At 68.0% G+C, this 12,316-nt stretch carries 10 protein-coding genes; 2 read left to right on the plus strand and 8 right to left on the minus strand.

From position 1 onward, the window contains the following. Window positions 1–38: 38 nt before the first annotated feature. A complete protein-coding gene (gene chvE, locus HF024_RS16375; RefSeq protein ID WP_281727771.1) occupies window positions 39–1,166 on the minus strand; it encodes a multiple monosaccharide ABC transporter substrate-binding protein in 1,128 nt (375 codons plus the stop codon). A gap of 365 nt (window positions 1,167–1,531) precedes the next feature. Here chvE and HF024_RS16380 point away from each other — a divergent pair, with 365 nt between their 5' ends. Continuing rightward, complete coding sequence (locus HF024_RS16380) at window positions 1,532–2,560, plus strand: LacI family DNA-binding transcriptional regulator (protein WP_168690289.1); 1,029 nt, start codon at window positions 1,532–1,534, stop codon at window positions 2,558–2,560. A gap of 12 nt (window positions 2,561–2,572) precedes the next feature. Here the strand turns inward: HF024_RS16380 and HF024_RS16385 are convergent, their stop codons facing one another. Beyond that, window positions 2,573–2,761: a hypothetical protein gene (locus tag HF024_RS16385; protein WP_168690290.1), complete on the minus strand. Its 189-nt coding sequence runs from the start codon at window positions 2,759–2,761 to the stop codon at window positions 2,573–2,575. Window positions 2,762–2,860: 99 nt separating this feature from the next. On the opposite strand from HF024_RS16385, the gene HF024_RS16390 reads away from it, so the two are divergent. Then, the gene (locus HF024_RS16390; RefSeq protein ID WP_168690291.1) at window positions 2,861–3,952 is read left to right on the plus strand and encodes a DUF5937 family protein; all 1,092 of its coding nucleotides are present in this window, start codon (window positions 2,861–2,863) and stop codon (window positions 3,950–3,952) included. A 28-nt stretch (window positions 3,953–3,980) separates the two neighbouring features. On the opposite strand, the gene HF024_RS16395 is transcribed toward HF024_RS16390, so the two are convergent. From HF024_RS16395 to HF024_RS16420, 6 genes are all read right to left on the minus strand, one after another. Then, window positions 3,981–5,489, minus strand: coding sequence for a glycoside hydrolase family 3 protein (locus HF024_RS16395; protein WP_168690292.1), 1,509 nt, complete (start codon window positions 5,487–5,489; stop codon window positions 3,981–3,983). A gap of 81 nt (window positions 5,490–5,570) precedes the next feature. After that, entirely contained in the window at window positions 5,571–8,327 is a 2,757-nt protein-coding gene (locus HF024_RS16400) for an FAD-binding and (Fe-S)-binding domain-containing protein (RefSeq protein WP_247597157.1), read from the minus strand. Beyond that, window positions 8,324–9,013 carry a PIG-L family deacetylase gene (locus HF024_RS16405; RefSeq protein WP_085369061.1) on the minus strand — a complete coding sequence of 230 codons (690 nt, stop codon included), beginning with the start codon at window positions 9,011–9,013 and terminating at the stop codon, window positions 8,324–8,326. The genes HF024_RS16400 and HF024_RS16405 overlap by 4 nt, the downstream gene beginning before the upstream one ends. A 47-nt stretch (window positions 9,014–9,060) precedes the next feature. Continuing rightward, the gene (locus HF024_RS16410; protein WP_168690294.1) at window positions 9,061–9,945 is read right to left on the minus strand and encodes a carbohydrate ABC transporter permease; all 885 of its coding nucleotides are present in this window, start codon (window positions 9,943–9,945) and stop codon (window positions 9,061–9,063) included. After that, window positions 9,945–10,913, minus strand: coding sequence for a sugar ABC transporter permease (locus tag HF024_RS16415; protein WP_085369063.1), 969 nt, complete (start codon window positions 10,911–10,913; stop codon window positions 9,945–9,947). The genes HF024_RS16410 and HF024_RS16415 overlap by 1 nt, the downstream gene beginning before the upstream one ends. 73 nt (window positions 10,914–10,986) lie before the next feature. Continuing rightward, window positions 10,987–12,288 (minus strand): extracellular solute-binding protein, encoded by a 1,302-nt coding sequence (locus HF024_RS16420; protein WP_085369064.1) that lies wholly within the window; start codon window positions 12,286–12,288, stop codon window positions 10,987–10,989. Window positions 12,289–12,316: the final 28 nt, after the last annotated feature.

The following is a 12,316-nucleotide window of genomic DNA, read 5'->3' on the forward strand; positions in this document are numbered from 1 at the left end:
CTGTGGCGCCGCGCCCACCCCTGTTCATGCCCTGCGGGCTACTTCAGGTCGGATTCCTTGTAGTAACCGCTGTCGACGAGGACCTTCTGGTAGTTGTCCTTGGTCACGACGACCGGCTGGAAGAGGTAGCTCGGCACGACCTTGGTCTTGTTGTCGTAGCTCTTCGTGTCGTTGACCTCTGGCTTCTTGCCGGTGAGGATGTCGTTCGCCATCTTCGCGGCCTCGTTGGCGAGCTGGCGGGTGTCCTTGTAGATCGTCGAGTACTGGGTTCCCGCGATGATCTGCTTGACGCTCGCCACCTCGGCGTCCTGCCCGGTGATGATCGGGAGCTTCTTGCCGCCCGATCCGTAGCCCGCGCCTTCCAGCGCGCTCAGGATGCCGTCGGAGAGTCCGTCGTACGGGGACAGCACGCCCTGCACGGCCGCTCCACCGGAGTACGACTTCGCGACGAGGTCCTGCATCCTGGCCTTGGCGGTCGCCGGGTCCCAGCGCAGGATGGCGACCTGGTTGAACGCGGTCTGGCCGCTGCCGACCTTCAGGGTGCCGTCGGCGATGTACGGCTTGAGGGTGTCCATCGCGCCGTTGTAGAAGAACGTCGCGTTGTTGTCGTCGGGGCTTCCGGCGAACACCTCGATGTTGAACGGGCCCTTGGCGCCGGTCTTCTTGCCGTCTGCGTCGAGCACGCCCAGACCGGTGAGCAGCGAGTTGGCCTGGTAGACGCCGACCTTGTAGTTGTCGAACGACACGTAGTAGTCGACGTTCTTGTCACCGGTCAGGAGGCGGTCGTACGAGATCACCTTGATGCCGGCCTTGGCTGCCGCATCCAGCTGGTCGGTGAGCGAACCACCGTCGATGGATGCGATGATCAGGACCTTCGCACCCTTGGTGATCATGGTGTTGACCTGCTGCACCTGGGTCGGGATGTCGTTGTTCGCGTACTCGAGGTCGACCTTGTATCCGTTCTTCTCGAGGTCGCTCTTCACCGCGTTTCCGTCGGCGATCCAGCGCTCGGACACCTTGGTCGGCATGGCGACGCCGACCAGGGCGCCCTTGTTGTCGCTGCTTCCTGCGTCGCCTCCGGTGCCCGGCCGGCCGCCGGAGCAGGCGGCCAGCATGACGGCGACGCCGATGGCGACGGCCCCGATCGCAATTCTCTTCAATCTCACTGTGATTCCCTTCGAGCAAGGTGGTGGCCCGGGCGCCCGTCGCGCGCGGTGTCCAGCAGGACCGGGGCGGTCAGCGTTGGGGAGAGGTGAAGCTCAGCGGCGTCATGGAGCAAATCGCTTCCTCGCAATCCGTCGTCCATCTGTGCGACTCCCTCGTCATCCGCTAGGTTGGTCCCAAATATGTGACCGGTCCCAGAACGGTAAGACGTTATGCCCCTTCTCCCCCAGGCGTCAAGCACCCCGACGCAATTCGCTCACGATCCGTGTGGTCGCGCGAACAGCAGGACAGCATCCGCGCCCCCTAAGATCAGCAGCACACCGCGTGTGCAGACGGTCGCGTCGCACCGCCAGAACCCGGAGCGCGCATGACGGACAAAGTCGACGACGACTCTTCGCGCCCGCTGTCCATCCGCGACATCGCGCGGCTCGCCGGCGTCTCCCGGCAAACGGTCTCCCGGGTGCTCAACGGCGAGCGCTACATCAAGCCGTCCACCGAGGCGCAGGTGCGCAAAGTCATCGACGACCTCGCCTGGCGGCCGAACAGCGCCGCCCGCGCGCTCGCCACCTCCCGCTTCACGACCATCGGCGTCGTGGTCACGGCGCGTTCGCACTACGGGCCGTTCAGCGCGGCGGCCGCCGTCGACCAGGCCGCCAGGGCCCGCGGCTACGCCATCGTCTCTGCCACGCTCGCCCGCGAGGACGAGCAGAGCCTCGCGGCGGCGCTCGACACGTTCCTCGCCCATGGCGTGGACGGTGTGGTGATGATCGCCCCGCAGCAGCGCGCCCACGAAGCCCTGCAGCGCGTCTCCATCCGGGTGCCGTTCATCAGCCTGCAGTGGCGGGATGCCCCCGGCGAACGCGTGGTGGCCTTCGACCAGCGGGAGGGCGCCCGCCTCGCCACCCGCCACCTGCTCGAACTGGGCCACTCGCGCATCCTGCACCTGGCCGGTCCGCAGGACTGGAACGAGGCGGAGGAGAGGATGCACGGCTTCCTCGAAGAGATGTCGGCCTGGGACATCGCGCCTCCACCGCCTGCCCTCGGCGACTGGACCTCCGACCTCGGCTACGACGTCGGCCTCAAGCTGCTGCGCCCGCGCGACTACACGGCGGTGTTCGCCTCCAACGACCAGATGGCCCTCGGCCTCATCCACGCGGCGGCCGACCTCGGCCTGTCCGTGCCCGGCGACCTGAGCGTGGTCGGCTTCGACGACATCCCGGAGGCCAAACACTTCAGCCCGCCGCTCACGACCGTCCGCCAGGACTTCAGCCTCCTCGGCGCCGTCGCGATCGACCTCCTGCTCGCCGAGATCGAAGGCACGAGCCCGCCGGACCGTCCGGAATTCCCGGTGCCGGAGCTGATCGTGCGCGGGAGCACGGCGCCGCCGGGGCGGTAGGCGGGCGGGCTGTCAGAGCCAGAGCCGTCTCCGCTCGGCGCTGGTGCGGAGCGCGTCCGCCCGGTCCAGCCGTTCCGCCAGGAGCCGCGCGCGATCCGACGACCGCGTCCGCCGTCCGGCGGAGAGCCGTGAGAGCGTCAGCAGCAGGGCGGCCAGGCGGGCGCTGAGGCGATGGGAGAGTCGGAGAGGTGCCGTTGTCATGACTCACACGATCGACGTTTCCGACCCTGAGCGCGCTTGGATTGACCGTTATCGTCAATCGGTCGCAGGATCGCGCGTGGTTCTTGGGACAATCTCGGCATGAGCGTTTCGATCGACGTCAGCAGGGTCGGCACGGAGGACTACCGGTTCTCCCCCTCCCCGCTCGCCGAGCTGGCGTCAGCGATCCACCTTCTCGTCGAGCCCGCCCACCATCCGGCCCAGCAGGGGTGGGTCGCTGCGGTGGCCGCATCCACGGAACCGCACCTCCTCGAACGACTGATCGACGCCGATTTCCTCTGGCGCACCTCCCGCGCCGACATGTTCCTCCCCGCTCACCCCGGCACCGAGCTCGCCGACGAACTGGATGCGGTCGACGCGCTGGACGACGAGCTCTGGGTGTCCGCAGCCCTGCTGACCAGCAGTTGCGGAACACTCCCGCTCCACCGTGAGCTCGGCTCGCCGCTCGTGGATGCGCGAGCGCGCGAGGTGGCACGCGAACGAGCGCTCGCCAGAGGGCCGCGCCAGCTGGCGTTCGTCGACTTCGTGCTGTCCGACCCTCCGCGCGCCAGGGCGATGATGCGGCAGCTGCTCGAAGACTGCGACTCGGCGTTCTTCGGCGAGCTGTGGCGGCGCCTCCGGCCGGCGCTGGCCGCCGATGCGCGGGTCAAGCACGACCTGCTGGCGACCGCGGGCCTGCCGCGCATGCTGGAGGTGCTCTCTCCCGCGGTGACCACCGACAAAGCGGCGACGCGCATCGTGGTCGACAAGCTGCAGGATGCCTCCACCACGGCGGGCGAGGCTGGGATCACCTTCCTTCCGAGCGTGCTCGGCCACCCTCATCTGCTCGTGGTGCACGCCCCGAAGTGGTCGCCCGTCATCCAGTATCCGGTGACCGCGGGCGATACGTCCGCGTCCACCACCGCCATCGACGTGATCGAGCAACGCCTGCACGCCCTCGACAACCCGATCAGGCTCCGGCTCGCCAGAAGCCTCATCCGCGGCCCGCACACCACGGCGGACCTCGCAGAGGCGTGGCACCTGAGCGCACCGGAGGTGTCCAGGCACCTGGCCATCCTGAGGGAGGCCGGGTTCATCACGTCGAGCAGACGCGGCCGCTACGTGGTGTACACGTTCGACGCGATCGTCGCCGCCCGGCTGGGGCAGGACATGATCGAGGCGCTGCTGCGGTGAGCGGCGTGCGAGGGGCGCGCCGCCGCACTCAGCCGCACAGCACCCTCGCCACCGCGGCGGCGTTCACGCGCGCCGAGCCGTACGCGTACACGGCGTTCGCCGCCGCGCCGGGCTCACCGGGCCCCGGCCAGCCTGCCACGATCACCACCGTCTCCGGGCGGCGGGCGAGCACCGCATCCACGACCCCGGCTTCCAGCGCGTTGCTCTGCACTTGGTTGACGATCAGGACGGGTGCGGCCGCGGAGGCGAGGACGTCGGCGGCGCGACGGGCGGCGTCCTCCGCCGTCCCGGCATCGGTGAGCCAGACGCGCTCGACCTCGCGGTAGCTGCTGAGGGCGCGGGTGAAATGGTCGACCTGGGCGCCGACGGCGATGTTGCGCTTGGTTCGCGCGTCCACGACGGTCAGCGGGCCGGGGGCGAGACGCGCGGCCCCCACGATCCGGATGGAGGCGGTGACGATCGCGTCGAGGTCGGGTGCCGGGGGTGCTGCTGCCGCGCGCGGCTGGGAACGCACCCAGACTGACAGCGCGGCGACGCGCTCAGCCGCCTCTGCGACGCGGGAGGCGGGGAGCTCGCCGGAACGCACTGCGCCCACCAGCGCATCCCGCACGTCGAGATACTCCATCTCGTCGGTGGGGCCGTCCGGGTGCTGCGGGTTCTGAACGGGGTTGCCGATGCAGAGCAGGTCGACCCCGGCCAGGAGCGCGAGCACCGCTCCCCGTCCCATCCCGACGGTGTGGCGGATGGCAGCCATGTCGAGGGCGTCGGAGACGATGACGCCGTCGAAGCCGAGCGAGCGGAGAAGGCCCAGCGCGCGGGGGTTGAGGGTGGCGGGCGCGTCGCCGAGCTGCGGCACCCGGAGGTGCGCGGTCATCACGGCCTTCACTCCCGCGGACACGGCCTCGGCGAACGGGCGCAGGTGCACCTCGTGGAACTGCTGGTCGGTGGCATTGCTCACGGCGAGCGCCAGGTGCGAATCGGTGGAGGTGTCCCCGTGGCCGGGATAGTGCTTGGCGCACGCGGCGACACCGGCCGACTGCAGGCCCCGGACGGCCGCGCCGGTGTGCCGGGCGACGAGCTCCGGATCTGCGCCGAACGAGCGGACGCCGATGACCGGGTTGCGCGGGTCCACGTTGACGTCGACGGTCGGGGCGAGGTCGATGTCGATGCCCGCCGCCGCCACGATGGCGCCCGTCCAGGCGGAGACGGCCTCGGTCGTGGCCACGTCGTCCGCCTTGCCGAGCACCGCATTGCCGGGCGTCGATGAACCGTCGCGGGCCTCGAGCCTCGTGACGATGCCGCCTTCCTCATCCACTCCGATCACCGCGGCCGGGTTCAGCTGGTGGATGCGCGCAGAGAGTGCACGGACCTCCTCCGGCCCTCCGATGTTCTGCTCGAAGTAGACCAGCCCGGCGAGCCCGTCGCGCAGGGCGTCCTCCGCCCATCCTGGGAGGGTGCGCCCGCGGAAGCCGGGCCAGATCACACTGTTGACCAGGCGCAGAAGCGCCTCGTCGTCGCCGATGTCCGGGTTCTGCATGGAGACTCCATTCGCGCGACAAGCGGGCAGAAGAATGTTCCGCCCCGTGCGATCGCGCCATACGCACGGGGCGGAAGCCGGTCAGGCGGGTGGCCTGGTCGCTCGTTCCAGGTGGACGAGGATGTGTTCGTAGTCCGCTCCGACGGCCCTGGTCATCCCGAGCTCGCAGGTGCGGTTGGTGGAGGCGTACGCGTCGTGATCTCGGGATGTCACCTCGGCGGCCTCCGCCGCTGTCGCGCTGGCGGTCAGCTCAGGATGCAGCAGCCCCCTGTCGCCCGCGAACCCGCAGCAGCTCCAGCTGACCGGCGTGACGACCTCGGCGGCGATGCTGGATGCGATCGCCGCCAGCTCCTGGTCGATGCCGAGCTGGGCGGACGAGCACGTTGGATGCACGACCATCGAACCGATCGGCTCCGTGACCGACACCGCGGGCAGGAGGCGTTCGGCGGTGAACGCGATGCTGTCGACGACGGTGAACCCCGCCGTCGCCGCCATCAGCGCCAGCCCTTCCGTACAGCTGCTCGCGTCGCAGACCACGGGCAGGCGGCCCCCGTCCGTCGCCTCCAGCAGCACAGACCGCACGCTGTCGGACATCCGGTCGTACCCCGCCGTGTAGCCCTTGGACTTCCACGGGGTCCCGCAGCAGAGCGATCCGATTCCGTCCGGGACAGTCACTGACACTCCCGCCCGCTCGCACAGTGCGAGGAACGCCTCGGAGGCGGACAGCGCACCACGCGGCGCGCCGAACATGGTGCCGACACAGGCGGGGAAGAAGACGGCGACAGGATCGGCGGCGGCCAGCGGCCTGCGTGCCGCGCCTCCGGCGGGCAGTTCGGCCGAGTAGAGCGGCACCTGTTCGTCGCCGAGCATGCTGCGCCCGAGCACGGTCGCGGCTTTCACCACGGAGGGCGGCAGCGCCTTAGCGACCGTGAGGGCGGCTGCTGCGCCGACGGTCACGGCACCCCACTGACGGGATGCGGCGCCCCAGACGGCCGCCGCCGGCCGCGCCGCCGTCTCAGCGCGGAGCCGCCGCACCAGGTCGCCGGTGTTGATGCCGACCGGGCAGGCAGACTGGCACATCCCGTCGACGGCGCAGGTCTCGACACCCTGATACTCGTAGTCGGCGCGCAGTCGTTCGAGCAGAGCCGTGTCGCCGGCCCGCTCCGCGTCGGCCATCTCGCGCCGCAGGACGATGCGCTGGCGCGGGGTGAGGGTGAGGTCACGCGACGGGCAGGCCGGTTCGCAGTATCCGCACTCGACGCAGCGGTCCACTTCGGCCTCGACAGCGGGCGTGATCTTGAGGTCGCGGAGGTAGGAGCCTGGATCGTCCGACAGCAGGACGCCGGGGTTCAGCATCCCTGTCGGGTCGAGCAGTCGCTTGATCTGCCACATCACGGCGTAGAGCTCGTCGCCGTACTGCCGCGAGACGAACGGTGCCATCACCCTGCCCGTGCCGTGTTCGGCTTTGAGGGAGCCGCCGAAGAGGAGAACCAGATCCACCATCGCCTCCGTGAAGGCGCGGTAACGGTCGAGCGACTCCGCACGGTCGAACCGCTCGGTCAGCATGAAGTGGACGTTTCCGTCCTTGGCGTGACCGAAGATCACGGAGTCCTCGTAGCCGAACCTGTCGAACAGCTCGATGAGGCCGTCGCAGAACGCGCCCAGGTGTTCGACGGGCACCACCACATCCTCCAGCAGCGCCGTCGTTCCCGACGGGCGCGCTCCGGCGACCGCGGTGTACAGCCCTTTGCGCAGGTGCCAGAGGGAGGCGCGTCTCGCGGGCTCCTGAGACAGGAGGACCGGATGCACCACCGGCAGAGCATCCACGGTGGCCTCGGTGCGGCGAAGCTCGGCCGCGAGCGCCGCGTCGTCTTCCGTCTGCAACTCGATGAGGAGTGCGGCGTGCTGGTCGACGGGGAGCGCGGCGATGTCGGTCGGGCAGTCGGGGAGCTGCTGCGCGACGCGCAGCGAGGTGGCATCCATCAGCTCCACGGTGGCGAAGCCGGCGTCGGCGAGCAGGCTCGTCGCCGCCGCCGCCTCCGTGAGCGTGCGGAACACGGCGAGGCCGGTCGCCACCGACGTCAGCACCGGCACCGTGCGGAAGGTCGCGGAGGAGATGAAGCCGAGGGTGCCCTCGCTGCCGATCATCAGATGGGCCAGGATGTCGACAGGCCGCTCGAAGTCGAGCAGCGCGTTCACCCCGTAGCCCATCGTGTTCTTGCGGCTGAACAGCCGCTCGATCGTGGCGACGGACGCCGGGTCGGCGAGCACCCGGTCGCGCAGCGCGGAGAGCCCGGCATGCACATCGGGTTCCGCGCGGGCCAACTCGGCGTCGGCGTCCCGCGCTGCCGTGTCGATCACGGTGCCGCTCGCCAGAACGACGACCATCGACTCCACCGTGCGGTACGAGTTCTGCGTGATGCCGCAGACCATCCCGCTCGAATTGTTGGCGAGCACGCCTCCGATGGTGCAGGCCACCTCGCTCGCCGGGTCCGGCCCGAGTTTGCGCCCGTGGCGGGCGAGGACGGCATTGACCTGTCTGACGGTCGCTCCGGGGCCGACGCTGACGCGCATCCCGTCGTCGAGCACCCGGATGGCGCGGAAGTGCCGCCGGGTGTCGGCCAGCACGCCCGCGGTCGACCCCTGCCCGCTGAGGCTGGTGCCGCCGGAACGGAAGGTGAGGGATGCACCGGATTCGCGCACTCGGCGCATCAGCTCGACCACCTCGGCCACCGTGCCGGGCGTCTCCACTGCCGACGGGACCAGGAGGTAGTGCGACGCGTCGTGTGCGATCGCGTGCCTCCTGGTCACGCTCTCGGCAGGCGCGGCAGTGCTCACGGTCCGGCGAGCTCGAACTTCGAACTGCCGCCGACGGTGAACCCGCACGCTCGTTCCGTGCCGACGAGGCAGCCCTTCGCCGACATCATCGCCGTGTAGTAGTCGATGTAGCGGAAGCCGTACGTCTCTCCGCGCGCGAACGCCTGGTTCTGGATGGCAGCGCGCCAGATGTCGAAGGCCTCCTGCGGGATGGGCACGTACAGGTCGGGCTGGAAGCCCTCCGCGTCCTCCCAGTTGTCCGCGTGCAGGAACTGCTTCACACCATGCCGCCCGAGCGGACTGTCGAGAGGAAGAGAGGCGAGGAACCTGGCGCGCTCGGCGATGATCGCCGCACGCTCGTGATCCCGGTGGATGCTCTTCGTCCAGTGCGTGATGATGATGTCCGGCTTCTCGGCCCGGATGATGTCGGCCAGCTGGCCGGCCGCCTCGTCGTCGTCGGGCAGGAAGCCGTCGGAGTAGTCGAGCACCCGGAACTCGGCGCCGATGTCCGCGGCGAACTGTTCGCCTTCCCGCACCTTCTGTACGCGGTACTCGTCCGGGCTCAGCGCCGGATGGCCGCGCTCTCCGTACGTGCACGCGACGATGATCGCCCGGTCTCCGTCGAGCACCATCTTGGCGAGGGTCGGCCCCGCCGTGAGGTCCATGTCTCCGATGTGCCCGCCGATGGCGAGGACTGTCCTGCTCACGTTTCGCTCCGTTTCTCGTTGTTCGCGCTGGTCACGTCGTGCCGGCGTCACTTCATGCCGCTGAGCATGACGCCGCGCACGTAGTACTTCTGGAAGAAGAGGAAGATGATCAGCACCGGGATGGTGCTGATGACGATTCCGGCCATGACGATCGGCATCGTGCGGTTGGGGTCGATGAAGCTCTGCAGCAGCTGGATGCCGACAGGGAGCGTCATCAGATCGGAGTTGGTCGACGCGATCAGCGACGTCCAGATGTAGTCGTTCCATTGGCCCACGAAGGTGATGAGGCCGAGCGTGATCGCAACCGGCTTGGCCTGCGGAAGCACGATGTTGTAGAACAGCCTCCACTCGCCCGCGCCGTCGATGCGCGCGGCCTCGAGCATCTCGTTCGGCACGCCGACCATGAACTGCCGCATCAGGAAGATGCCGAAGCCGCTCACCAGGAACGGGAGCATCAGCGAGACGATATTGGTCGTCATACCGCCGTCTCCCCCCTGACCCAGGATGTTGTTCCCGCCGACCAGCGGCCAGTTCACCATGATGAGGAAGTCGGGGATCAGCAGCAGGAACGGCGGGAGCATCATCGTCGCCAGGATGAAGCGGAAGATCACATCCCTCCCGCGGAAGCGCAGCTTGGCGAGCGCATAGCCCGCCATCGCGGACGTGATGAGCACGGACGCCGTGACCACCAGGGTCACGATCACACTGTTCATGAACAGGCGCCCGAGCTGCAGCTGGTCGAAGGCGGCGCTGTAGTTGCTCCAGGTGAAGTCCTGCGGCAGGAAGTGGTACGGCAGCACGCCGTACTCGCCCGGGCCCTTGAACGAGCTGAAGAGCATGTCGAGGAAGGGCATCGCCATCAGCACACCGCCGATGGCGACCAGGGTGTACGAGAGCCAGGGCGTGCGTACCCGCTTGTTGCGCAGAGCCATCAGTCGTCGTCTCCTGAACGTCGGCTGACCCAGAGCTGGATCAGGGTGATGATGAAGATGATCACGAACAGCACCATCGCCATCGCGCTCGCTGTGCCCCACGCACCGAACTTGAAGGCCTGCTGGTACATCTCGAACGCCGCGACGTTCGTGGAGTTGACCGGCCCGCCGTCCTTCGTCATCACGATGATGAGCGCGAACGACTGCAGTCCGGCGATCACCTGGGTGATGAAGACGAACACCAGCGACGGCCGCAGCAGCGGGAGCGTGATCCCCCAGAACGTCTGCCAGCTGTTGGCGCCGTCGATCTCGGCAGCCTCGTACACCGTGCGGTCGATCGACTTGATTCCAGCGGTCAGGATGAGCACCGCGGCGCCGATGGACGCCCACGCCTGCACGACGGCGACGGAGGGCAGTGCGATCTTCGGGTCGGAGAGGAAGCCGATCGAGTTGATGTGCAGCGCGTTCAGCAGGCCGTTGATGAGGCCGGAGGGCTGGTACATCATCTTCCACACGTTGCCGATCGCGACCACGGTGGCGACCACGGGGAGGAAGTAGAGGAACCGCCAGAAACCCTGGAAGCGGAGGCGCTCGATGCACTGGGCGACGAGGAGCGAACCGGCGACGGCGAGGATCACGGACAGTGCGGCGAAGACGAACGTGTTGACCAGGATCGGCGACAGGAACGTGCTGTTGAAGTTGAGGATGTCGGAGTAGTTCTCCACCCCGATGAATTTGATCTGGGTGAGGTCGTACCCTCCCCACTGCGAGAGGGAGAGGAAGATCGCGAAGAACGACGGCAGGATCAGGAAGACGAGGAAGAACAGCAGCGACGGCGCCAGGAACAGGTAGCCGGCCCTGCCCTCCCTCCTGAACCTCCGGGATTTCACCCTGGACGGCGCAGAGAGCTCCGCGTCGCCCAGTTGGCTCGCCGCTTCGCGCGTCGCGCTCGCGTACATTCCAGTCATATGTCGTCTCCGCCTGTGTGGCTGCTTCTGAGGGGTGGGCAGGGCCGCGGGGGCGACCCTGCCCACCGGATTGCTACTTGCGGTCGATCTCGGCGGTCAGGTTCTTGAAGGTCTGATCGACGGGAGCGTGATTCACAAGAATCTCGTTGAGTGCGTTGTGCAGCGAGGTCTTCGCCTTGTACGCGTTGGCGGCGTTGGACTCGGCCATCGCGTAGCTCGCCGCGTCGTAGATCGGCGTGAGGTTCGCATCCTCTGCCTGCAGCTTCGGGCCGAGGATGTCGGCGTCGGCCTTGCGCGGCGGGATGAGGCCGTTCGTCGCCAGGAAGTCACCCATTTCGGTGACGCCCTCCTTGTTCTTGTTGGAGTTCAGCCAGGTGAGGAACTCCCAGGCCTCCTTCTTGTGCTTGCTGCCCGAGTTCACCCCGGTGAAGAAGGAGTACGCGAGCGAGCCCTTGTCCCCTGCTTCCGGGCCGGGAACGGGAGCGGTGCCGACGTTGGAGTACTCGTCCTTCATCTGCGTCTTCAGGCTGCCGATCCACCAGCCGGCCTGGATCGCCATGGCGACGCCGTTGGTCGGGAAGGTCTTCGTCGGCATGATCGACGTGGTCGTCGCCCCGGACTTGGCCAGGTCGGCCTCGAGCTGCATCGTCTCCTTGGCCTTGCCGTTCAGCGCTGAGTCGCCGTTCGGCTCGAGGAATTTGCCGCCCGCCGAATCGAGCAACGAAAGGAACGGGTGGGCGGTCTGGTTGTCGCCGTCCTGGATGAGGGAGAGCCCGACCACCTGATAGTTGCCGGAGCCGTCCTTCTTGGTGGTCTTGTTCGCGATCTCCTTGAGCTCATCCCAGGTGGCAGGCGGCTTGTCGTACCCGGCGTCGGCGAGGATCTTCTTGTTGTAATACAGGACGTACGTGTTGAACTCCGTCGGATATCCGAACACCTGGTTCGCACCGGTGACGGATGCCGCAGCGGCCTCGCTGTAGTTGTCCTTGATGTCCTTCGCGACCTCGGCGGACGGCTTGTCGAGCACACCGTTCGCGGCGAGCTGGCCACCCCAGAGGGAGTACGAGCTCATGATGTCGGCACCCTTGCCGCCGGTCTGACGCACGTTGAGCGTGGTGAGGAGGTCGTCGAAGTTGACCGTCTGCTGCTTGACCTGGATGTCCGGGTGGGACGAGTTCCACTCGTCGATCATCTTGGTCATGCCGCTCTTCATGGGGTCCTGACCGTAGTGGCTCAGGAAGGTGAGCGTGACTTTGCCGTCGTCGCTTCCCGACGAACCGGTACCGCTGCAGGCGGACAGCGCGAGCGCTGCCGCCCCGACGACGAGTGCCGCCTTGGCGATTCGGCCTCTGCGGCCGAACAGTGCTGTTCTCATGGTTTTCCTCTCGGTGGGGTGGACGCTG

Source organism: Leifsonia sp. PS1209 (assembly GCF_012317045.1).
In the GTDB taxonomy this organism is placed as follows: Bacteria; Actinomycetota; Actinomycetes; order Actinomycetales; family Microbacteriaceae; genus Leifsonia.